This window comes from Mesorhizobium sp. M0898 (genome assembly GCF_040319695.1).
Lineage (GTDB): Bacteria > Pseudomonadota > Alphaproteobacteria > Rhizobiales > Rhizobiaceae > Mesorhizobium.
Window position 1 is genome coordinate 216,004 of the sequence record NZ_JAMYOE010000004.1, and the last position, 20,989, is coordinate 236,992.

Consider the following 20,989-nt stretch of genomic DNA (forward strand, 5'->3'; position numbering starts at 1 on the left):
ATGCGCTACGGCGCCAGTGTTCCGAAAGGAACACTGGCGCCGCGAAGCAACAGGATCAGAGCTTGGCATTGCGCTGCTGGACCATCATGAAGGTGTCATAGTTGTACTCGGCCACCTGCGCCCAGAGATAATGCTCCTTGCGGAACGCCTTGATCGAATCCCAGATCTTCTTGAACGGCGCATTCGAGGCTTCCATCTCGGCATAGACTTCGTTGGCCTTTTCGAAACAGGCGGCCATGATCTCCTGGCTGAACGGGCTCAACTTGGCACCGCCGGCAACCAGCCGCTTAACCGCCGCCGGATTGAGATAGTCGTATTTCTGCAGCATGTTGGCGTCGGCCGCTTGAGCGGCAGTATGCACCAGCGACTTGTAAGCCGGCGAAAGTTCGTCGTATTTCGCCTTGTTGAACATCAGATGGACGGTCGGTCCACCTTCCCACCAGCCGGGATAGTAGTAATAGGGCGCAACCTTATAGAAGCCGAGCTTCTCGTCGTCGTAAGGGCCGACCCATTCGGCGGCGTCGATCGTGCCTTTTTCCAACGCCGGATAAATGTCGCCACCGGCGATCTGCTGCGGAACCACCCCGAGCCTTTGCACCACTTTGCCGGCAAAACCACCGATACGCATCTTGAGGCCGGAAAGGTCGGCGACCGTTTTGATCTCCTTGCGGAACCAGCCACCCATCTGCACGCCGGTATTGCCGCCCGGCAGCCCGAACAGACCTTGCGTCGCCAGGAACTCGTTGAACAGATCGATGCCGCCGCCATGATAGTGCCAGGCGTTGATGCCGCGCGCGTTGAGCGAAAACGGAACCGCCGCTCCCAGCGCCCACGTCGGGTCCTTGCCCCAGTAATAGTATGCCACGGTATGGCAGGCCTCGACCGTGCCGGCTGTGGTGGCATCGGCGGCCTGCAGGCCGGGAACGAGTTCGCCGGAGGCGAAGACCTGGACCTGGAAGTTGCCGTCGGTCGCCTCCGACAGCATCTTGGAAAACACTTCGGCGCCGCCATAGATCGTATCGAGCGACTTCGGGAAGGACGACGCCAGTCGCCAGGTCACTTTCGGATTGGACTGGGCGATGGCCGGCGCAGCAAGTGTCGCGGCAGCGGCCGCAGCGCCGAAACCGGTGGTGCCGGCCTTGCGGATGAACGAACGACGATCCATGAAGTTCCTCCCTTTTGGATCCACTGACCGACATTCGGGACACTTCGGCGCCCGGATCGGCTTCGAGCCGACAATACACAGGCAAGGAGTCGAGTCCAGCACGGCAGCCCGGTTTGAGTGGCGCATTTCGGGGAAATTCACGGCGTTGGGGCAGATCTTGCAACTATAGTCTAAGGTCGATTAACTGGCCTACGCGACACGCCGAAACTTGCCATGGAAATGCGCCTTCGGATCGCCTATTTTGCAGGCAGATAATTCGTTGCACCCGATGGGATCCGGACCAAATGCACCAGCCGCTCGTCGCCGTATCGACCGATGTCCGCCAGTTCGACAATTACACCTGGCATGCCGCGCCACAGCAATATCTCGAAGCGGCGCTTTCGGGTGCAGGCGTGTTCCCGCTGCTGGTACCGTCCTTCGGCGACCGGCTCGACTTCGACGAACTGCTTTCCGCCGTCGACGGCGTCATGGTCACCGGCTCCAAATCGAACGTTCATCCCTCGCTCTATGGCGGTGACGCCAGCGAAGCCAATGGTCCTTACGACTCCGCCCGCGACGCGACGACGTTGCCGCTGATCCGCCGGGCGGTGGAGCGCGGGGTGCCATTGCTCGCCATCTGCCGCGGCATCCAGGAGATGAATGTGGCGCTGGGTGGCACGTTGGCCACCGAAATCCAGGAACGCGCCGGTTCGCTCGATCATCGTGCGCCGGCAAGCGACAATCAGGACGAACGCTTCGCCATCCGCCAGAGCGTGGCGATAAAACCCGGCAGCTGCCTGGCCGGGGTCTTCGGCGCCGGCGATATCATGGTCAATTCGGTGCATCGCCAGGCCATCGACCGGCTTGGCCCAAAGCTGCAGGTCGAAGCGGTCGCCGCCGACGGCACTGTCGAGGCGGTTTCGGTGCGCGATGCACGGGCTTTCGCTGTCGGCGTCCAGTGGCATCCCGAATACTGGGTCAAATCGGACAGTATCTCGGTAAAGATATTTCGCGCATTCGGCGATGCGGTGCGCCTGCATCAGGCGGCGAAATCGGGTGTGCGCGCAGCCGCGGAATAGTCCTGCCGCGCTCGCTAGTTGCCGGCTGACGCCAGCGTCAGCAGCGGCAGCGCCGGCGCGTAGGATTCGTAACCATCGCCGTCGGCGACTGAGAACATGACGATCGGATCGGTGCCGTTGGCGCTGAAGGTGACCGTGCCGTCATCCTGCTCTCGCCAGAACTTCGCCTGCTCGACGCCGGGCAACACCCGGCGGCAATTTGCTGCGACCGTCAACAGCGACAGGCCTTGCGAAATCTCGGCGCCGCGGCTGACCGCACAAGACCCCTCGTTGCCATGGGCTACCAGCCTGTAGTTGCCGGATGAAAGCGGTGACTCACTGGCCGCACGGCTTTCACCGCTACCGGCGTAAAACAGCTGGGCGCTGCCGAACAGCACAGCGACTGCCATCAATGCAGGAAGCGTCTTCATCCTGGTTCTCCGCGCATTTCAAGCGCGCCGGTTCGAAGAGATCAGGGAGGCGCGCTTCATCTTGCTGTCATGTCCTGTCAGGCGGACATACACTGCGAGGGGACCAGAATGATTCCGAAGGGTTAAGCTGAAGTTAATAGATATGGCAGCCCGCTTACGGCCTTGCCTTGACATTTGCCGTCTCCGGCACCGGCGTCAGCGCCTTGCGCTGCGAAAACCACGAGACCAGATTGTCGACGCAAAGGTTGGCCATGGCGCGGCGCGTATGCTCGGACGCCGAGCCGACATGCGGCAAAAGCGAGGTGTTGGGCGCGGCAAGCAACGCCGCTGGCACATTCGGCTCGTCGGCAAAGACGTCTAGCCCGGCAGCGGCGATGCTGCCGCTGGCAAGTGCGGCGGCAAGGGCTGGTTCGTCGACCGTGCTGCCCCGGCCGATATTGACGAAGACGCCGTTCGGCCCCAGAGCCGAGAGGATTTCGGCATTGACGGCCTTTTCCGTCGAGGCCCCGCCGGGCGCCACCGAGATCAGTGTGTCGACCGCCTCGGCGAGACCTTTCAGCGTCGGGTGATAGTCATAGGACAGGCCTTCGACGCGGCGCCGGTTGTGATAGGCGATGGGCAGTCCGAAAGCATCGAGCCGCCGGGCAATGGCGAGGCCGATGCGGCCCATGCCGAAGATGCCGACATGGCGACCGCGCAAAGTCAGCCGGCTCAGCGGATAGTTGCCGTTGCGCAGCCAGCTTCCGTCGCGCAGCCAGGCCTCGGCGCGCGGCAGTTCGCGGACGGCATTGATCAACAGGCCGAGCGCCGTATCGGCGACCTCTTCGGTCAGCACATCCGGCGTGTTGGTGACCATGATGCCGCGCCGTGCGGCGTGGCGGATATCGACCGAATCATAGCCGACGCCGAAATTGGCGATAATCTCGAGCTTTGGCAGCGCGTCCATCAACGCGGCGCTTATGCCGCCAAAGGCGGCTATGCCGCGCACCGTATGACGCATCTCGTCGGTGACCAGCGACGGATCGGCGCGTTCGATCCGGACGCGGCTGAACGCCCCGTCGATGCGGCCGACCGCATGGTCGTTGAACTGGCCCGGCACCAGAATGGTAACAGCTTGCTGTTCGGTTTTTGTCATGCACGTTCCACCGGTTTGCCGGTCGACTGGCGCACATGCAGTTCCGGCTTGATCAGTTCCTGCGACGGCCGCACCGTCTGTCCGTTGAGTTTGTCGAGCAGCGCGCTGGCGGCGCGGCGGCCAACCTCGCGCTGGCCGTTCCACACGGTAGTCAGCGCCGGCGTGGCGATCGCCGCTTCCTCGAGGTCGTCATAGCCGGTAACCGAGATGTCGATGCCCGGCACCAGCCCGGCGCGGGCAATGCCATTCATCAGACCGATGGCGACGAGGTCGTTCCAGCAGCAGGCCGCGGTCGGCCTGTCCTTCAGCGCCAGGAACTGCCCGGCAGCCTCGAAGCCGGCCTGCTTCGTGCGCGGGCCGGCAATGCGCCAGGACGGCCTGACCTCAAGCCCTGCCGCCTCCATGGCGTTGACATATCCCTGATAGCGGTCGCGGCCGGTCGACGTCTGGTCGGTACCGCCGATCATGGCGATGCGCTTGTGGCCAAGCGAGATCAGATGGTTGGTGGCAAGCCCGGTGCCATAGGCATCGTCGCCGCGAAACACCGGCACGTCGGCACCTTCGACGGTGCGTGCAATCAGCACTGCCGGGAGACCGTTCTCCTCGGCCAAGATTATGTCTTCGGGCGGCGTGCCGATGGCCGGCGACATGATGACCCCGTCAGCGCCAAGCTGCAGAAGCGTGTCGATGAAAGTGCGTTGTTTCTCGAGCTGGTCGTAGTGGTTCGACAGGATGAAGGTTTGCCGGCTGCGGTCGAGCTCGCTCTCTATCGAACGCAATATCTCGGCAAAGAACGGGTTCATGATGTCGTGGACGACGACGCCGACTATGCCCGAGCGCGAGGTGCGCAGGCTGGCGGCGCGGCGGTTGTAGATATAGCCGATGGCGCGTGCATGTTCCTTGATGCGATCGCGGGTGCCGCCGGCGACCAGCGGGCTGTCGCGCAAGGCCAGCGAGACCGTGGCCGTGGACACGCCGAGCGCATCCGCGATGGTCGAAAGCTTGATCTTCTGTGCCAGCGCCCTGCGCTCCCGAAGCAATTTAAACTGTTTAAAGGCCGGCTCTTATGCCATCGATTCCGAGCAAATCAAAGTTTTTTTGCCAGCGCTTCCGCGTCCGCGCCCAGCGTTGCGCGGTTGCGCAAGCGGAGCCGGTGCTCGCGGTGAACGATGTAGAGGCCGCTGGCGACGATGACTGTGGCACCGACCAGCGTCCAGCGATCGGGAAACTGGTTGAAGACGATCAGGCCGGAGATGATCATCCAGATCATCTGCGAATAGGGATAGGGAGCCAGGGCCGTGGTGGTGGCAAGGCGATAGGCCTGCACAATAAGCCAATGACCGATGGCGCCGAAGACGCCAAGCATCAGCAATATGAACCAGTGCCAGCCATCCTGCGGCAGCGAAGGCGAAAACGGCAGTGTCGGCAGCAGCAGCACGGCCGGCGCCAGCGCCGAAAACAGGATCAGGCTTTCCGAGGTTTCCGTCGCCGACATGCGGCGCGTCATGATGACGTAGAAACTGTTCGATAGCATCGAGCCGAGCGCAAAGAGATGGCCGACGCCAAAAACGCCGACGCCCGGCCGGGTGATGATGAGGACGCCGACAAAGCCGCTCATGATGGCCAGCCAGCGCCGCCAGCCAGCCCATTCGCCGAGCAACGGACCGGCAAGCGCGGTGATCACCATCGGGCCGAAGAAGTAGATCGAGGTGGTTTCCACCAGTTGCAGCGTCCGCAGCGCCAGAATGTTGAACATCGTCGATCCGAACAGGAGCAGACCGCGCGTGATGTGCGCCGGCAGGTTGGCGGGACGAAAGCGCAGCGGCTCGCGCCATCCGCGCAGAAAGACGCCGACGATCAGCACATGGACCGCGAAGCGGGTCCAGGCGACGATCAGCGCCGAGACGCCGGCCAGCACAAGGTACTTGCTGCTGGTGTCGAGGAAGGTGAAAAACACATAGACGGAAAGCATGCACAGGATCGCCGCCGGCGATGTCGCGCTTTCGTCTTGTCTTGGGGGAGCATTCAATTTCAGGCCGGACGGGAAGCAAGGCAGTCCCTCACCAATGCGGCAATTGTCGCCTGCGGGCAAGCCAAAACAGGCTGGCACAACGACAGCCGCCGGCAGGCTCAGTTTGTTTCCCAGTGGCCGACCTAGTGGCCGACGACTCAGGCGTGCATGCGGGCGCCCTTGGTGATCTTGTCGACGAGCTTCTTTTCGGCGCGAAGCGCGATGCCGACCACCTTGGCATGCTCCGGCGCAAATTCGGCAAAGACGGCGCGGTTGGCCAGATCATACCCGGTCGAAAACATTTCCTCGACATAGAGCGAAACCGTCACACCACGCTCCAGCGCCCGCCGCTGGATCGCGCCGAGCGTCTGGCCGTCCGCCGAAAGCACGATGACCGGCTGGATCGACAGCGGGTTGTAGATATTGCCGGCGCGATCACGGTAGGGGTCGCCGATAATGTCGGGAAATTGCGCGACGATGCCGCTGGTCAGAAAGGCGGTGACATTGAGCTTTTGCCAGACGGGAAGATCATCCTTGAGCACGATTGCAAATTTCGTATCGAACATGCGACAGTTTCCATCCGAAAAGGGGGCCAATCCGAGGCTGCGAGTGAAGCGATGGCGCACGATCTGGACCGGGAAGCCTTTCAGGGTCTTGGACGTTTGTGCGTGGATGCAGCCGAGAACTGCATCGTACCGGCACCCGGTGCTGCCGGGATGGAACGCATCGAGGCCCGGTTCCACGGCAATGCCTTCGATCTCCATCGCCACGACACCTATGCGATCGGGGTGACGCTTTATGGCGTGCAGCGCTTCCGCTATCGCGGCCAAACGCATCAGAGCCTGCCTGGCCAGATCATTATCCTTCATCCCGACGAACTGCACGATGGCGGTGCCGGCACCGAAGACGGCTTGCGATACAGAATGCTCTATTTGGAGCCGTCCCTGATGCTCGATTGTCTCGGCGGCGGATCACTGCCATTCGTCGGGAATGCCGTGGTGACAGACCGCGATCTCCGGGCGACGCTGCTTTCCGCGCTCGGGCCGTTGAATCAGGAACTGGACGAGCTGTTTGTCGTCGATTTCATGACGCAGCTTATGCAAAGCCTAGCGCGGCACGCCGGTCAGCGGGCGAAACCGGTAGCGAAAACTGCGTGGCGCGCCGCCAGCCTGGCGCGCGACTATCTGGAGGAAAATGTTGCGCGGATTGTACGTTCGCATGAATTGGAGGCGATAACCGGATTGGACCGTTATGCCCTTTCGCGGCATTTCCGCGCCACCTTCTCCACCAGCCCGCACCGGTTCCTGGTGATGCGCCGGCTTCAGCGGGTCCGTCGGATGATCGAAGCCGACGAGCCGCTGGCGCAAATCGCCATCGCAGCCGGCTTCAGTGATCAAAGCCATTTCAATCGGCATTTCAAGAAGGCGTTCGGTGTCACACCGGGACGTTGGTCGGCACTGACGCGGCGGCCGTCAGCGGCGAACGCGTGAGCTATTCAAGCATCTTGTCTTCGATATCCAGTTCGTCATCCGGGAGCACCATTTCGCCGTTCGACAGGTTCGCCTCGACGCGGGCAAGCAGCTTGAACAGCGCTTTCTGGTCCTTCTTGTCGAGACCCTTCAATGCCTGCTTTTCGGTCTTCTTCACCGACTTCTCGATGGCGTGGATGATTTCGCGGCCGGTGTCGGTGAGGAAAATATGCGCCTGGCGGGCATCGGCGGACGAGGCCCGCTTCTCCAGAAAGCCCTGCGCCTGCAGCCGGTTGATGGTCTTGGTGATGGTTGGCGGCCGCACGCCGAGGCGGCCGGCAAGGTTGCCGGGCGTCTGCCCATCCTCGCGGTCGAGCGCCAGCATGATCTGGTCCTGGCCGGCATAGAAACCATGCGCCAGAAGCCGGGCGGCGAGCGCCGTGCGCGCCAGCCGCGCCGCCGAATGCAGCCGGCTCATTGTTCCAGTCTTGTCCGCCTTGGCCATGCTCATCCCTCCTCGGCCGAACCGGAACGGCCAGCATAGAAGCAGGCCGCCGATTGGCAATGACGATCGAAACATTCCGGCTCGGAAAATAGCTTTGCCGGCAAGCTTCGCGGTGTTCGCCGTGGCTAATGCCAGATGTTTATTTCAGTTAGATGACAAACGACTTTCCGCAATGGCTGGATGGGGACGTGACGAGGTGTTCTCAACCAGGTTTCACCGCGACCACCATCAACGCCTGATAGGCGTCCGCCATTTCCCGCAGCGCTGCCTGCGACAGCGGCCCGGCCTGCCGCGCAATGCCGTCCCGCGCGTTCGATGTATCGCGTTTGCCGGGGCGATCTTTATAGGGCGCGACGGTGGCGAATATCTGCTCGCTGAGGCTGTCGGGGAAGAACATCTGGCCGGTCATCACCGAGCGGTCGTCGGGGAAGATCTTGAAATGGATGTGGGTGGTGCGGCCACGATACCAGCCGGGATAGATGGTGGCGAAAGAAGCGATGCCGCTTTCATCGGTTCTCTGCCAGCCGCGGAGAAAGCTCTGGCCGGACGTGTCGATATCCTGCCCGTCGCCCTGTCCGGGATATCCGGAATAGGCGCCCTGGGCATCGCAATGCCAGATATCGACGCGTGCGCCGGGAAGCGGGCGGCAGGCGGCGTCGACGATTTGCAGCCGCACATTGAGGGCGATGCCCTTCTTGCCCTCGGTGATGTCGGCGCGTTCGAGCTTCGGGTCGAAATAGAACGGCCCTTCGGTGACCTCGGGCGTGATGGCGCAGACGCCGGCACCGGCCTCGAACAAAGCAAGCCCGGCATAGGGCGAAACCTGCCCGGCCCTTGCACCGGCGGGCAGGAATATGCCGCCAGCGGTAACCGCAACGAGACCGAGCGCCTGCCGACGGCTTAGTGGCAAGGACTTGTCGGACATCTGGCGCCTCTTCAACGCGAACAGCTCCGTAAATGACCCCGCCTATCTAGGGCCCGCTGTCAGGCGGCGCCAATGAAAGTTCGGTAATGTGAGGAAAGTTCGGCAATACCAGCCCCTCTTTGGCCCACCGGTTTGCCTCGTGCAAAAGCCGAGCACACATCCTATATGGAGCCGACAATCCCTATTCGAGGCACAATATGAGCGACGCACAGACGCAGATCCCCGTAACCGTCCTCACCGGCTATCTCGGCGCCGGCAAGACGACACTGCTCAACCGCATCCTTTCGGAAAACCATGGCAAGCGCTACGCCGTCATCGTCAATGAATTCGGCGAGATCGGCATCGACAACGAGCTGATCGTGGAATCCGACGAGGAAATCTACGAGATGAACAATGGCTGCGTCTGCTGCACCGTGCGCGGCGACCTGATCCGCGTCGTCGAAGGCCTGATGCGCAGGCCTGGCCGCTTCGACGCCATCCTCGTCGAGACCACAGGCCTCGCCGATCCCGTGCCGGTGGCGCAGACCTTCTTCATGGACGACGACGTGCGTTCGAAGACCAGGCTCGATGCGGTGGTGGCGCTGGTCGACGCCAAGCACTTGCCGCTGCGCCTCAAGGATTCCCGCGAGGCCGAGGACCAGATCGCCTTTGCCGATGTCGTCGTGCTCAACAAGACCGATCTGGTCACCCCCGAAGAGCTGAGCAAGGTGGAGGCGACGATCCGCGCCATCAACCCGGCGGCACGAATCCATCGCACCACGCGCGCCAGCGTGGCGCTGTCCGAGGTGCTCGATCGCGGTGCGTTCGACCTGTCCCGGGCGCTGGAGAACGATCCGCACTTCCTCGAGGCGCATGACGATCACGACCATCATGATCATGATCATGATCATGACCACCATCACCATGATCACGACGGCCATGATCACCACGATCATGACGGGCATCATCATGCGCACCCTTCCGACATCCATGACGTGACTGTGCAGTCGGTGTCGCTGCGCGGCGGCGAGATGGACCCGAAAAAGTTCTTCCCGTGGATCGAGAAGGTCACCCAAATGGAAGGCCCGAACATCCTGCGGCTGAAAGGGATCATTGCGCTGAAAGGCGATGACGAGCGCTATGTCATCCAGGGTGTGCACATGATCATCGAGGGCGACCACCAGCGCGCCTGGAAGGACAACGAGAAGCACGAGAGCCGGCTGGTGTTCATCGGCCGCGAACTCGACGCCGAGCGACTGAAGACAAGCTTCGAGGCCTGCCAGGCCGCTTGATTTAGCTGCCCTTTCTTCCTTCTGGGAGAAGTGCAGCCTAAACGCTGGCGGTCTCTCCTCACCACGATCCGAAGCACGGGTTGAGACCCGCAGCTCAACCCCTTAAGGGTGAGGCAGCAGAAATCTCGAACGGAATGATCTCTCATGCCGACAGTCGCCCCGCTCGATCTCGAAGGCCACTGCCTCGCCGCCGTGTTTCTCGGCGACGTGCCGCATTTTGCGCTGGCCGACGGCACAATCCATCGGCTCGACCACGGCCACAAGACGGTGCAGGCCAATGACGGAATGCTCGCCGCCTTCCATGATGCGGCAAACGACCGACTGATCACCGGTGGTGAGGACGGCAGGATCTTTGCCGTGACCCCAGGCGGCAATACAACGGAATTGGCGACCGCAGGCAAAAAATGGATAACCAGCGTCGCCGCCGGGCCGCAAGGCGCTGTTGCCTATGCTTCGGGCAAGATTGCCTATGTGCGCTTTGCCGACGGTAAAACCAGGGAATTCTCGCATCCGCGCTCAGTCGAGGGGCTTGCCTTCTCGCCCAAGGGCATGCGCTTCGGCGTTGCCCGCTACAATGGCGCGACGCTGCACTTCCCGGCTGCCGACGGCAGGCCGGTCGAGCTCGAATGGGCCGGCGCCCACACCGGCATCACCTTCTCGCCGGACGGCGGCTTCCTCGTCACCACCATGCAGGAAAACGCGCTACATGGCTGGAAGCTCGCCGACGGCAAGCACATGCGCATGTCCGGCTACCCCGGCAAGGTCAAAAGCCTGTCGTGGAGCGCCAAGGGCAAATGGCTGGCGAGTTCCGGCGCGCCGGCGGCGATCGTCTGGCCGTTTTCGGGCAAGGACGGGCCGATGGGCAAGGCGCCGCTGGAACTCGGCACGCGCGGCAATGCGATGGTCACCTCCGTCGCCTGTCACCCGAGCCAGGACGTCGTTGCTATCGGCTATGATGACGGGATGGTGATGGCGGTGCGCTTCGCCGACGCCAAGGAAGTGCTGTTGCGCCGGCCCGGCAAGGGCGCCGTCACTTCGATGATGTGGGACAAGGAAGAGCGCCGCGTCGCCTTTGGCAGCGCTGCTGGCGACTGCGGCGTCATCGATATTTCGGCGTAGCCTGTTACTTACTCGGCTCCGCAAGATACTTTGCCGGTCAATTCAGCCTGCTTGCCGTCCTTTTCGGCCTCGGCCGTTCCATCATAGATTGAGAGCAAATAGCGGCCGTCATAGACGCCTTCGTCGCTGACCTTGGTCAGGATCGCCAGTTCGACGTAGCCGTAGGCGTTTTCGACCTGCCGTTCGTGGTAGACGAGCAGCCGCAATTCCTTGTTGTCGAGCCAATATTGCGTGAGGTTCTGATCCTCGAACACCGTCTTGCGCAGACTGTCGGCAGCCGGCCTGCCCAGAATCTCGAGCTCGCCGCTAAAATTGAAGGTCGGCCCGCCCATGCCTCTGGTGACCCCGGCACCGATCTGAAATTTGACGGCTGCATCCTCGGCGGAACACCAGATGCCGCCGGACGCCAGAGCCGCACCAACCGACGACAGCAGCGTTGTTGCGCAGACGGTCGCCCGCACCATCTTATGCCCTCCAGCCGAAGTACCATTGGCGCCCGAAGGCGGCTCGCGGTCAAGCGCCTGTTTTCATTCAAATGACCGCTGACCCAACACAGGGCAGCCGCCCGGCCAATTGCGGTAGCGGCCGCCGATTGTCTAATGTGCGACTGAGAGGGCCGCCATGAACGTCATGAACCATGCAAAGACTTCCATCGGCGGCATCGGCCCGGCCCGGATCGCCGAGTTGCGCGCGACCGAGGCAGAAGTCTTCTGCCGGGCGCGGCCGAAATCGATGGCGAAAATCGGCAATGGCCTGCCCGGCTTCTTCGGCGGCGTGCCGATGCATTGGATGAACGACTGGCCGACGCCGTTCCCGATCCTTGTCGATAGTGCCAGGGGCGCCATCATCAGAGATATCGACGGCAACCGGCTCGACGATTTCTGCCTTGGCGACACCGGCTCGATGTTCGGTCATTCGCCGCCGCCGGTCGCACGCGCCATCCGCAGGCAGGCCGGACGCGGCCTGACCTACATGCTGCCTGCCGAGAACGCCCTCGCCATCGGGCCGCTGCTGCAGCAGCGTTTCGGCTTGCCATTCTGGCAGATCGCGACGACGGCGACCGATGCCAACCGCTTCGCGCTGCGGGTTGCCCGCGCCGTTACCGGCCGGGAGAAGATACTGGTCTTCAACGGCTGCTATCATGGCTCGGTCGACGAGACGATGGTGCGGCTGGTCGCCGGGAAAGCGGTGAATCGACCGGGACTGGCCGGCGAGTTCCGCGACCTGACGCGGGCGACTGATGTCGTCGAATTCAACGATCTGCCGGCGCTCGACGCGGCACTCCGGGGCAACGATGTCGCCTGCGTCATCGCCGAGCCGGTGCTGACCAATTCCTGCATGGTGCTGCCCGAAGCCGGCTTTCATGATGGCTTGCGGCGTCTCACCCGTGCGACCGGCACGCTGCTTCTAATCGACGAGACGCATACAATCTCGACCGGTCCCGGCGGCTATACAAGCAAATACGGGCTGGAGCCGGACCTGTTCGTGCTAGGCAAGCCGATTGCCGGCGGCGTACCGGCGAGCGTCTGGGGCATGAGCGAAGACGTTGCGGCCCGCTATGCCGCTTATATCAGCCGGAAAGAGCCCGGCTACTCCGGCATGGGGACAACGCTGTCGGCCAATCCGCTGCAATTCGCAGCGATGCGCGCCACGCTCGAATATGTCATGACCGACGAGAACTACAGCCATATGGACAATCTGGCGCGGCGGCTCGACGCCGGGCTGACCGCCGTCATCGATCGCTATCGTCTGCCCTGGCATGTTGCTCGCGTCGGTGCCCGTGTCGAGTTCATCTGCGCGCCGGGCCCGCTGAGGAACGGCGGCGAAGCGGAGGCTGCGCACGTGCCGGAGCTCGAGGCGGCAATCCATGTCGCGCTGGTCAATCGCGGCGTGCTGATCGCACCCTTCCACAACATGATGCTGATCTCTCCTGCGACCAGCGCCGCCCAGGTGAACCGGCTGATCACTGCCTTCGGCGCGGTTGCGGCAAAGCTTACGGCGTGAGACAAGCTTGCGGCATGAAACAAGCGCCCAAGCAAAGTTTGAACCTGGTCACGGCATCCCCTTCGGGCTCGACGCCCGCCGAGGCGCTGGCCTTTCTCGACGCTCATCCCGAGATCGAAGCGTTCGACATCGTGCTGACCGACGCCAATGGCGTCGGGCGCGGCAAGATCGTGCGCCGGCATGAGTTGATGAGCATCTTCGAGGGGGGCCGGCACATGCCGATCTCGATCCTCGGCCTCGACATCACCGGCGAGGATGTTCACGAGACCGGGCTGATCTGGACGACGGGCGACGGCGACCTGCGGGCGTGGCCGATCCCCGGCACACTGGTGCCGCTGTTCGGCACCCAGCCGCCGCGCGGTCAGGTGCTGATGGCGATGTACCATCTCGATGGCCAGCCGATGTCGTCCGACCCGCGGCTGGCACTCGCCCGCCAGGTAGACATCCTCGCGGCCCAGGGCCTGCATCCGGCCGGCGCCTTCGAGCTCGAATTCTTCCTGCTCGCCAACGAGCGCGACGCCGAAGGCAAGGTGCAGCCGGCGCACGCGGTGCTTGACGGACGCCGCTCGGCCAAGACTGAGGTCTATTCCGTCGACCATCTGCACGGCATGGAGCCGCTGTTTTCCGACATCTACGCCGCAGCCAAGGTGCAAGGCATCCCGGCCGAGACGGTCATCTCGGAATATGCGCCCGGCCAGTACGAGCTGACGCTCAACTACCGCAAGGATGTGATGCGGGCGGCCGACGATCTCGTCATGCTCAAGCGACTGGTGCGGGCGCAGGCGCGCCGTCATGGTGTCACCGCTTGCTTCATGGCCAAGCCGATCGAGAAATATGCCGGCTCGGGCATGCATTTTCACGTCTCGCTGCTAGACGATGCCGGCAAGAATGTCTTTGCCGAAACCGGCGGCGAAAGCTGGTCGCTGCCGCTGCTGCGCGGCCTCGGCGGACTGATCCAGACGATGGCGGAATCGATGCTGGTCTTCGCGCCGCACGCCAATTCATGGCGGCGCTTCGTCTCGCAATCCTATGCGCCGGTGGCGCCGACCTGGGGCGTCAACAACCGTTCGGTGGCACTGCGTGTGCCGGCCGGCGATGCCAGGAACCGCCGCATCGAGCACCGGCCATCGGGCGTCGACGCGAATCCTTACCTGGTGGCGGCAACGGTGCTGGCCGGTGTCGTCAAAGGCCTCGACGAAGGCCTCGATCCCGGTCCCGAAACCACCGGCAATGGCTACGAATCAGCCGTCACGCGCACGACGATGCCGGTCGACTGGCGTGCCGCGATCGAGGCGGCAAGGGCGTCGACCTTCCTCAAGGGCGCATTGGGCGAAGACCTGCACCGGACGTTCGTGGCGATCAAGCAGTCGGAATATCTGCGCGTGGCGCGCACGGTCAGCGAACTGGATTATCACCTCTATCTGCACGAGGTGTAGGGCATCACATCGTCGGCCATCCGCCGGTGAAGGCCCATGCGGAATAATTTCAGCGGAACCTTCGGCGGGCTTTGCTCATTGCGTGTCTGATTGCAGGAGCGAGCAAGGCCGCCTTAGTCATGATCGCCAGGATGCAGACAACCCCGACGCCGCACCATGCCAAAGTGCAGGCAAGACGCTTGCCTGCAAGCAAGTCTCCGGAAACGACAGAAATCGACGCCAGGACGATTCCTGAACTGCGCGAAACGGCCAAGATCTGCCGCCGCTGTCCGCTATGGCACGACGCCACGCAGACCGTGTTCGGTGAAGGCCCTGATAAAGCCAAGGTGATCTTCGTCGGCGAACAGCCGGGCGACCAGGAGGACCTGGCGGGCAAGCCCTTCGTCGGTCCGGCGGGCAAGGTGTTCGACGCGATCCTGGACGATGCCGGCGTCGATCGGCTGAAAGTCTACGTCACCAACGCAGTCAAGCATTTCAAGTTCGAGCCGCGCGGCAAGCGGCGCATCCACTCCAAGCCGAACGCCGGCGAGGTGCAGGCTTGTCGCTGGTGGCTCGACAAGGAAATCGATCTGATCAAGCCCAATCTGGCGGTGGCGCTCGGCGCAACGGCGGCGCAGGCGCTGCTCGGCAAGGTGGTGCCGATCATGAAGATGCGCGGGGCCGTCGTGGAGCGTGACGATGGCTTGCGTGTCTTCGTCACCATCCACCCGTCCTTCATCCTGCGCATTCGCGAGCCGGCGGACAGGCAGGCAGAACGCGACCGGTTCCTGCAGGATATGAGAGCGGTGAAAAAGCTGATGGCCGCCTGAGCTATTTGATCAATATCGCCCTGAGATCGTTGACGTTTGTGCCGGTCGGACCGGGTACGAAAAGGTCATCTACGGCATTGAATGCCGTCCAGGCGTTGTTGCCGGCAAGCATGGCCTTGGCATCGATGCCCGCCTTATGCATCCGCGACACTGTCGAGCCGTCGGCGAAGGCGCCGGCATTGTCTTCCGAACCGTCTATGCCGTCGGTGTCGGCGGCCAGTGCGTGGACGCCCGCCAGGCCGCTGATCCCAATGGCGAAGGCGAGCAGGAATTCCGAGTTGCGGCCGCCTTTGCCTTTCGCGCGCAAGGTCACGGTCGTCTCGCCGCCCGACAGGATCAGCACCGGTTTTGCGAATGGCCGGTTGCGCGTCGCCACTTCGCGCGCGATTGCAGCGTGGACGCCGCCGACCTCACGCGCCTCGCCCTCGATGGAATCGGAGAGAATGACCGCTTCGATACCTTGGTACCTGGCTTCGGCCGCAGCCGCTTCCAGCGATACGCCGGCCGAGGCGATCAGATGTACCTCGTTGCGCGAAAAACGCGGATCATCGACGCGCGGTGCATCGGCGGCCGGCGAATTGATGTGCGCCATCACTGAAGCCGGTAGTTTCATGTCATGGGCGGCGATCGACGCTAATGCATCTTCGCGGCTGCCGGAATCGGGAACGGTCGGGCCGGAAGCGACCAGCGCCGGGTTATCGCCCGGAATGTCGGAGACCACCAGCGACACCACCTTGGCTGGATAGGCAGCGGCTGCCAGCCTGCCGCCCTTGATCGTGGAAAGGTGTTTGCGGATGGTGTTCATCGCGGCGATCGGCGCGCTGGAGGCGAGCAGCGCCTGGTTGACGGCGATCTCATCGGCCAGCGTCAGACCTTCGGCAGGTGACGGCAGCAGCGCCGAGCCGCCGCCCGAAATGAGCGCCACGACGAGGTCGTCCGCAGTCAGTCCCTGGACCTTTTCGAGCAGCCGCCGGGAAGCTTCTAGCCCCGCGGCATCCGGCACCGGATGCGCCGCCTCGATGATCTCGATGCGCCGGCAGGCCGCGCCATAGCCGTAGCGGGTGACGACCAGCCCTTCGATCGGCCGGTCCCACACTTTCTCGAAAGCCGCCGCCATCTGCGCCGAGCCTTTTCCTGCACCGATGACGATGGTCCGTCCCTTCGGCCTTGCGGGCAAATGATCCTTGATCGTCCTCTGGGGATCGGCGGCGGCAACGGCGGCGTTGAAGATCGAAATGAGAAAGGACTTGGGATCGAGCGCGGTCATACTGAGCTACCACGGACGCTGTGCGAGCTTCTGCGGCGTTTGCGCTGCCCCTCACCCTTACCCTCTCCCCGTATAGAGACGGGGAGAGGGGATCGCCAGCGTTGGAGCGTTTCCCTTCTCCCCGTCACTACGCGGGGAGAAGGTGCCGGCAGGCGGATGAGGGGCAGCGCCAACGTCACGATGTTGCTTCCGGCGGCAGGACCAACTCCTGGCTATCGACGCCCAAGTAGCTACACAGCGTATCGACGACCACTCCGTGGTCCTCGCGCTCCGGTAGACCGGAGACGGCGATCACGCCGATCACGCCAGCGCCCTTGACAGTGATGGGAAAGCCGCCACCGGCCAGCACATAGTCGGCAACGTCCAGCCCTTCGCCGGGCTTGAAGCTGCGGTCGGGGCGCTGCTGCTCCAGCACAATGCGGTAGGTGCTTTTCAGGAACCGCCGCACGACGTTGATCTTGCGCCGCGCCCAGTCCGGATTGGAGGCGTTCGAGCCGGGCATTGCCGCATAGAACAGCGGCCGGTCGAAAGTTCTGATATCGACGATGATCGGCAGGTTTTCCTTGAGAGCCCGGTCGCGGATCGCCGAGCCGATCTCGAAAGCGACGGCTTCGTCGAAGGCCGAAAAGACAAGCGTGGCTTCCTGTTTCTTGATCAGAGCGATGTCGTCCGCAACGGCCATGTCGTTCCCCTGTCGATCTCGCCTGTTGCTTTGGCGGATGGCTGCCGCCCGGTCAAGCCGGCCGCATACGACGGCTAAACCGCTATATCCGCCTTGGCCGCCCGGCCGGCGACATAGACCTCGCGCACGGCGCGGTCATCGCCGAGCGTCTGCAGCAGAAACAATTCCTCGGCGAGCGTGTCCGCCGTCTCCACCCGCAGCCGCATCGCCGGCGTGGCGCGGGCGTCGAGCACGATGATATCGGCGTCGCTGCCTTCCTCCAGGGTGCCGATCCTTTCCGCAAGCGACAGCGCCTCGGCATTGCCGCGGGTCAGCTGCCAGAAGGACTGGAACGGATTGAGCTTCTCGCCGTTCAGCGCGATCACCTTGTAGCCCTCGTCCATGGTGCGCAGCATCGAATAGTTGGTGCCACCGCCGACATCGGTGGCGGCGGCGATGCGAAGCGGCTTCTCGCGGCGGCTATAGCGCTGATAATCGAACAGGCCCGAGCCGAGAAACAGGTTGGAGGTCGGGCAGAACACCGCCACCGAGCCGCTATCCGAAAGCGCATCCGCCTCGCGCTCCGACAGGTGGATGCAATGGCCGAACAGGCTTCTGCGCCCGAGCAGCCCATAGTGTTCGTAGATGTCGGTGTAGTCCCGCGTCTGCGGGTATAATTGCTGCGTGAAGGCGATCTCGGCGTGGTTTTCCGACAGATGCGTCTGCATGTGCAGATCAGGATATTCGCGGCAGAGCGCGCCCGCCATCTCCAATTGCTCGGGCGACGAGGTGATGGCGAAGCGCGGCGTGATGGCATAGTGCTGGCGCCCCTTGCCGTGCCACTCATCGATCAACGCCTTGCTGTCGTCATAGCCCGATTGCGGCGTGTCGAGCACGCCGTCCGGCGCGTTGCGGTCCATCATCACCTTGCCGGCGATGTTGAGCATGTTGCGGTCGTGCGACTCTGCAAAGAACGCTTCGGCAGATTCCTTGTGTACCGAGCAATAGGCCGCGACTGTCGTGGTGCCGTGGCGCAACACTTCATCCAGGAACAGCCTGGCGATACGGCGGCCATGCTGGGCGTTCTGGAATTTGGTCTCTTCCGGAAAAGTGTAGGTGTTCAGCCAGTCGAGCAGTTCGGCGCCGAAGGAAGCGATGACCTGCATCTGCGGAAAATGTGCATGCGCATCGATGAACCCGGGCAGCAGCAGATGTGGCCTGTGGTCGATCTTTTTTGTTCCCTCGCCCGCCTTTTTCTCGACCTCGGCATAGGCGCCAGCGGCAACGATCCTTCCGTCGCGCATCAGCAGGCCGCCATCTTGCTCGTAGCGCCAGGCGGAATGGTCGTCGATGGTTTCTGGCCAGCGCAAAAACGACAGCGTGCGGCCGCGCAGCAGCGTGCTGGTCATGCTATTTCCCCGCGCCTTCGAACCAGGCTACCAGCAGTGCCCGTTCCTTGTCGGTGATCTGGGTGACGTTGGCGGGCGGCATGGCGTGGCTGCGTCCGGCCTGCAGGTAGATCTCGCCGGCGTGCTCGGCGATGCCGGCATCGGTATCGAGCATCACGCCCTTAGGCGCGTGGTAAATGCCCTCGTAGGACGGCTCCGCCGCATGGCACATCGAACAGCGGCCAAGCACTGTATCACGCACGGCGGGAAAATGCGCCGAGGCGACGTAGACCTGTGCCGCCGAGGACGTTTTGACCTCGCCGGTCAGCAGCTTCGGTGCCGTCGACAGCCAGATGATGACGACGAACAGGACGGCGGCGGCCAGCCAGGTCCAGGTCGGATTGCCTTTGCGCGCGTGCCTGGTATTGAAATAGTGCCGGATCAGCACGCCGATGATGAACACCAGCGAGGCAATGACCCAGTTGAACTCTGTGCCGAACGCCAGCGGATAATGGTTCGACAGCATCAGGAACAAAACCGGCAGCGTCAGGTAATTGTTGTGCAGCGAGCGCTGCTTGGCGATCTTGCCGTATTTCGGATTGGGCTTACGGCCAGCGATCAGGTCGGCGACGACGATCTTCTGGTTGGGGATGATGACCATGAAAACGTTGGCCGACATGATCGTCGCGGTGATGGCGCCGAGATGCAGGAAGGCGGCGCGGCCGGTGAACAGGTGGGTCAGTCCCCAGGCCATGAATACCAGCACCCCATACAGCACCAGCATCAGGCCGGTGTCGCTGTTGCCGAGCGGCGAACGGCACAAGAGATCGTAGACCACCCAGCCGACGCCGATCGTCGCCAGCGACAGCAAGATGCCTGTAGGCACCGACATGGCAAGGACATTCGGATCGATCAGGAACAGGTCCGCCCCGGCATAGTAGACGACGCACAGCATGGCGAAGCCCGACAGCCAGGTGGCGTAGGATTCCCACTTGAACCAGGTCAGATGCTCGGGCATCTCAGCCGGCGCCACCAGATATTTCTGCACATGGTAGAAGCCGCCGCCATGCACCTGCCATTCCTCGCCGAAGGCTCCGGCAGGCATGCCCGGACGCTGGCGCAGCCCGAGATCGAGCGCGACGAAATAAAAGGACGATCCAATCCAGGCGATACCGGTGACGACGTGCAGCCAGCGCACGGCGAAACTCACCCAATCCCAGAATATCGCGAAATCCATCATGAAAAAATCGTCCCTGCCGATCCACTGACTTTACGGACTGGAGCGCAAACGGAAAGGGCCGAGCTGCACGATGACTTTCAAAAAAAATTGGAAAATACTAGGCTGATCATACGCAGCCACACGAGAGCCACGGAAGCCGCATGGCCTATCTCGACAACATCGCCGTTTTCGTCCGCGTCGTCGAGCTCGGCAATTTGTCGGCGGCTGGGCGCGACATGCGCATTTCGCCGGCGGTCGCTTCCAACCGGATCAAGGAGCTCGAGAAGCACCTGGGCGTAAGGCTGTTCAACCGTACGACGCGGCAGTTGATGCCGACCGAGCACGGGACGGTGTTCTACTCCGGCGCCAAGCAGGTGCTGGAGGCGGTCACCGAGGCGGAAGCGGCGGTCAGCGCGTTATCCGGGCAGCCGCGCGGCACCATAAAGGTGACAGCGCCGCTCGGCCTCGGGCGGCGGCTGGTGGCATCCGGCATCCCGGATTTCCACGACAGATACCCCGATATCGAGGTGCGGCTCCGGTTATCCGACCACAATGTCGATATCATGAAGGAAGGCATCGACGTTGCCTTCCGGCTGGGCATCATCGAGGATTCCAGCCTCAGGATGCGCGGCATCATGGACTGCGAACGCGTGCTGGTAGCGGCTCCGCAATATCTGGACGTGCGCGGCGAGCCGACCGAGCCGCAGGAGTTGATCGGCAAGAAACACGATTGCCTGATGCTGCGCTATTCCGGCGCGCGCGAATATGTCTGGACGCTGCAGACGCCGAATGGGCCGCAAAAGTTCGAGGTGCACGGCCCCTACGATACCGATGATGGCGACGTGCTGACCGGCTGGGCGCTGTCCGGCCGCGGCATCATCAACAAGCCGCGCTTCGAGGTCGAGCCGTTTATCCGCGACCAGCGGCTGAAGGTGATCCTGAGCAACACGCCGCCGACGCCGGTGCAGTTCGCCGCCGTCTACCCTCATAAGAAGCTGCAGGATCCGAAGGTGCGGCTGCTGCTCGATTTCATGGCCGAGCGCTGCCAGCGGCTGATCAGGGATATTCTGGCCGGCAAATGATCGCCGGCTGGCCGGTTGCTTTCCGTCCAGCCGGCGAGATAATTCTCAAGGAATC

The 20,989-nt window shown here is 62.9% G+C and carries 21 protein-coding genes; 8 read left to right on the forward strand and 13 right to left on the reverse strand.

From position 1 onward, the window contains the following. Positions 1-55: 55 nt before the first annotated feature. The gene (locus NKH90_RS08275) at positions 56-1,165 is read right to left on the reverse strand and encodes a TRAP transporter substrate-binding protein (protein WP_352540376.1); all 1,110 of its coding nucleotides are present in this window, start codon (positions 1,163-1,165) and stop codon (positions 56-58) included. 284 nt (positions 1,166-1,449) lie between these two features. On the opposite strand from NKH90_RS08275, the gene NKH90_RS08280 reads away from it, so the two are divergent. Continuing rightward, a complete protein-coding gene (locus NKH90_RS08280; RefSeq protein ID WP_352540375.1) occupies positions 1,450-2,223 on the forward strand; it encodes a gamma-glutamyl-gamma-aminobutyrate hydrolase family protein in 774 nt (257 codons plus the stop codon). A 14-nt stretch (positions 2,224-2,237) separates the two neighbouring features. On the opposite strand, the gene NKH90_RS08285 is transcribed toward NKH90_RS08280, so the two are convergent. The 5 genes from NKH90_RS08285 to NKH90_RS08305 all read right to left on the reverse strand — a co-directional run bounded on the left by NKH90_RS08285 (position 2,238) and on the right by NKH90_RS08305 (position 6,345). Next, a complete protein-coding gene (locus tag NKH90_RS08285; RefSeq protein WP_352469876.1) occupies positions 2,238-2,633 on the reverse strand; it encodes a hypothetical protein in 396 nt (131 codons plus the stop codon). A gap of 154 nt (positions 2,634-2,787) precedes the next feature. Beyond that, a complete protein-coding gene (locus tag NKH90_RS08290) occupies positions 2,788-3,768 on the reverse strand; it encodes a 2-hydroxyacid dehydrogenase (RefSeq protein WP_352818653.1) in 981 nt (326 codons plus the stop codon). Further along, positions 3,765-4,787 carry a LacI family DNA-binding transcriptional regulator gene (locus NKH90_RS08295; protein WP_352470174.1) on the reverse strand — a complete coding sequence of 341 codons (1,023 nt, stop codon included), beginning with the start codon at positions 4,785-4,787 and terminating at the stop codon, positions 3,765-3,767. Before NKH90_RS08295 ends, NKH90_RS08290 begins: the two co-directional genes overlap by 4 nt. Before the next feature lie 68 nt (positions 4,788-4,855). Next, entirely contained in the window at positions 4,856-5,740 is an 885-nt protein-coding gene (locus NKH90_RS08300) for a DMT family transporter (protein WP_352818656.1), read from the reverse strand. Positions 5,741-5,937: 197 nt separating this feature from the next. Continuing rightward, the gene (locus NKH90_RS08305; protein WP_352818660.1) at positions 5,938-6,345 is read right to left on the reverse strand and encodes a DUF2000 family protein; all 408 of its coding nucleotides are present in this window, start codon (positions 6,343-6,345) and stop codon (positions 5,938-5,940) included. A gap of 51 nt (positions 6,346-6,396) precedes the next feature. On the opposite strand from NKH90_RS08305, the gene NKH90_RS08310 reads away from it, so the two are divergent. After that, positions 6,397-7,269, forward strand: coding sequence for an AraC family transcriptional regulator (locus NKH90_RS08310; RefSeq protein WP_352818804.1), 873 nt, complete (start codon positions 6,397-6,399; stop codon positions 7,267-7,269). Position 7,270: 1 nt separating this feature from the next. On the opposite strand, the gene NKH90_RS08315 is transcribed toward NKH90_RS08310, so the two are convergent. Both NKH90_RS08315 and NKH90_RS08320 read right to left on the reverse strand, forming a co-directional pair. Next, entirely contained in the window at positions 7,271-7,753 is a 483-nt protein-coding gene (locus NKH90_RS08315; protein ID WP_352818663.1) for a MarR family winged helix-turn-helix transcriptional regulator, read from the reverse strand. Between the two features lie 202 nt (positions 7,754-7,955). Then, positions 7,956-8,678 (reverse strand): intradiol ring-cleavage dioxygenase, encoded by a 723-nt coding sequence (locus NKH90_RS08320; RefSeq protein WP_352818666.1) that lies wholly within the window; start codon positions 8,676-8,678, stop codon positions 7,956-7,958. Between the two features lie 197 nt (positions 8,679-8,875). Here NKH90_RS08320 and NKH90_RS08325 point away from each other — a divergent pair, with 197 nt between their 5' ends. Together NKH90_RS08325 and NKH90_RS08330 are read left to right on the forward strand one after the other, a co-directional pair. Next, complete coding sequence (locus NKH90_RS08325; protein WP_352818669.1) at positions 8,876-9,949, forward strand: CobW family GTP-binding protein; 1,074 nt, start codon at positions 8,876-8,878, stop codon at positions 9,947-9,949. A 144-nt stretch (positions 9,950-10,093) separates the two neighbouring features. After that, on the forward strand, positions 10,094-11,068 hold the full coding sequence (locus NKH90_RS08330; RefSeq protein WP_352818672.1) for a WD40 repeat domain-containing protein: 975 nt from the start codon (positions 10,094-10,096) through the stop codon (positions 11,066-11,068). Positions 11,069-11,076: 8 nt separating this feature from the next. On the opposite strand, the gene NKH90_RS08335 is transcribed toward NKH90_RS08330, so the two are convergent. Beyond that, positions 11,077-11,532: a hypothetical protein gene (locus NKH90_RS08335; protein ID WP_352818675.1), complete on the reverse strand. Its 456-nt coding sequence runs from the start codon at positions 11,530-11,532 to the stop codon at positions 11,077-11,079. A gap of 157 nt (positions 11,533-11,689) precedes the next feature. On the opposite strand from NKH90_RS08335, the gene NKH90_RS08340 reads away from it, so the two are divergent. From NKH90_RS08340 to NKH90_RS08350, 3 genes are all read left to right on the forward strand, one after another. Then, the gene (locus NKH90_RS08340; protein ID WP_352540366.1) at positions 11,690-13,072 is read left to right on the forward strand and encodes an aspartate aminotransferase family protein; all 1,383 of its coding nucleotides are present in this window, start codon (positions 11,690-11,692) and stop codon (positions 13,070-13,072) included. A 14-nt stretch (positions 13,073-13,086) separates the two neighbouring features. Continuing rightward, the gene (locus NKH90_RS08345) at positions 13,087-14,508 is read left to right on the forward strand and encodes a glutamine synthetase family protein (protein WP_352540365.1); all 1,422 of its coding nucleotides are present in this window, start codon (positions 13,087-13,089) and stop codon (positions 14,506-14,508) included. An 86-nt stretch (positions 14,509-14,594) separates the two neighbouring features. Beyond that, a complete protein-coding gene (locus NKH90_RS08350) occupies positions 14,595-15,317 on the forward strand; it encodes a UdgX family uracil-DNA binding protein (protein ID WP_352470171.1) in 723 nt (240 codons plus the stop codon). 1 nt (position 15,318) lies between these two features. Here the strand turns inward: NKH90_RS08350 and NKH90_RS08355 are convergent, their stop codons facing one another. From NKH90_RS08355 to NKH90_RS08370, 4 genes are all read right to left on the reverse strand, one after another. Then, positions 15,319-16,584 (reverse strand): glycerate kinase type-2 family protein, encoded by a 1,266-nt coding sequence (locus NKH90_RS08355; RefSeq protein ID WP_352818680.1) that lies wholly within the window; start codon positions 16,582-16,584, stop codon positions 15,319-15,321. 175 nt (positions 16,585-16,759) lie between these two features. After that, positions 16,760-17,266: a heme-degrading domain-containing protein gene (locus tag NKH90_RS08360; protein WP_352697149.1), complete on the reverse strand. Its 507-nt coding sequence runs from the start codon at positions 17,264-17,266 to the stop codon at positions 16,760-16,762. Positions 17,267-17,340: 74 nt separating this feature from the next. Beyond that, positions 17,341-18,654, reverse strand: a complete 1,314-nt coding sequence (gene guaD, locus NKH90_RS08365; protein ID WP_352818683.1) for a guanine deaminase — start codon at positions 18,652-18,654, stop codon at positions 17,341-17,343. Position 18,655: 1 nt separating this feature from the next. After that, positions 18,656-19,873, reverse strand: coding sequence for a urate hydroxylase PuuD (locus tag NKH90_RS08370; RefSeq protein WP_352818686.1), 1,218 nt, complete (start codon positions 19,871-19,873; stop codon positions 18,656-18,658). Positions 19,874-20,013: 140 nt separating this feature from the next. On the opposite strand from NKH90_RS08370, the gene NKH90_RS08375 reads away from it, so the two are divergent. Further along, a complete protein-coding gene (locus NKH90_RS08375) occupies positions 20,014-20,934 on the forward strand; it encodes a LysR family transcriptional regulator (RefSeq protein ID WP_352452229.1) in 921 nt (306 codons plus the stop codon). Positions 20,935-20,989 lie beyond the last annotated feature (55 nt).

Bases quoted from the DNA above. Each gene is read 5' to 3' on its own strand.
- NKH90_RS08320 (WP_352818666.1), bottom strand. From the start codon at position 8,678: ATGTCCGACAAGTCCTTGCCACTAAGCCGTCGGCAGGCGCTCGGTCTC.
- NKH90_RS08300 (WP_352818656.1), bottom strand. From the start codon at position 5,740: ATGCTTTCCGTCTATGTGTTTTTCACCTTCCTCGACACCAGCAGCAAG.
- NKH90_RS08280 (WP_352540375.1), top strand. From the start codon at position 1,450: ATGCACCAGCCGCTCGTCGCCGTATCGACCGATGTCCGCCAGTTCGAC.
- NKH90_RS08310 (WP_352818804.1), top strand. From the start codon at position 6,397: ATGGCGCACGATCTGGACCGGGAAGCCTTTCAGGGTCTTGGACGTTTG.
- NKH90_RS08335 (WP_352818675.1), bottom strand. From the start codon at position 11,532: ATGGTGCGGGCGACCGTCTGCGCAACAACGCTGCTGTCGTCGGTTGGT.
- NKH90_RS08305 (WP_352818660.1), bottom strand. From the start codon at position 6,345: ATGTTCGATACGAAATTTGCAATCGTGCTCAAGGATGATCTTCCCGTC.
- NKH90_RS08330 (WP_352818672.1), top strand. From the start codon at position 10,094: ATGCCGACAGTCGCCCCGCTCGATCTCGAAGGCCACTGCCTCGCCGCC.
- NKH90_RS08325 (WP_352818669.1), top strand. From the start codon at position 8,876: ATGAGCGACGCACAGACGCAGATCCCCGTAACCGTCCTCACCGGCTAT.
- NKH90_RS08360 (WP_352697149.1), bottom strand. From the start codon at position 17,266: ATGGCCGTTGCGGACGACATCGCTCTGATCAAGAAACAGGAAGCCACG.
- NKH90_RS08355 (WP_352818680.1), bottom strand. From the start codon at position 16,584: ATGACCGCGCTCGATCCCAAGTCCTTTCTCATTTCGATCTTCAACGCC.
- NKH90_RS08285 (WP_352469876.1), bottom strand. From the start codon at position 2,633: ATGAAGACGCTTCCTGCATTGATGGCAGTCGCTGTGCTGTTCGGCAGC.
- NKH90_RS08290 (WP_352818653.1), bottom strand. From the start codon at position 3,768: ATGACAAAAACCGAACAGCAAGCTGTTACCATTCTGGTGCCGGGCCAG.
- NKH90_RS08375 (WP_352452229.1), top strand. From the start codon at position 20,014: ATGGCCTATCTCGACAACATCGCCGTTTTCGTCCGCGTCGTCGAGCTC.
- NKH90_RS08275 (WP_352540376.1), bottom strand. From the start codon at position 1,165: ATGGATCGTCGTTCGTTCATCCGCAAGGCCGGCACCACCGGTTTCGGC.
- NKH90_RS08340 (WP_352540366.1), top strand. From the start codon at position 11,690: ATGAACGTCATGAACCATGCAAAGACTTCCATCGGCGGCATCGGCCCG.
- guaD (WP_352818683.1), bottom strand. From the start codon at position 18,654: ATGACCAGCACGCTGCTGCGCGGCCGCACGCTGTCGTTTTTGCGCTGG.
- NKH90_RS08345 (WP_352540365.1), top strand. From the start codon at position 13,087: ATGAAACAAGCGCCCAAGCAAAGTTTGAACCTGGTCACGGCATCCCCT.
- NKH90_RS08315 (WP_352818663.1), bottom strand. From the start codon at position 7,753: ATGGCCAAGGCGGACAAGACTGGAACAATGAGCCGGCTGCATTCGGCG.
- NKH90_RS08370 (WP_352818686.1), bottom strand. From the start codon at position 19,873: ATGATGGATTTCGCGATATTCTGGGATTGGGTGAGTTTCGCCGTGCGC.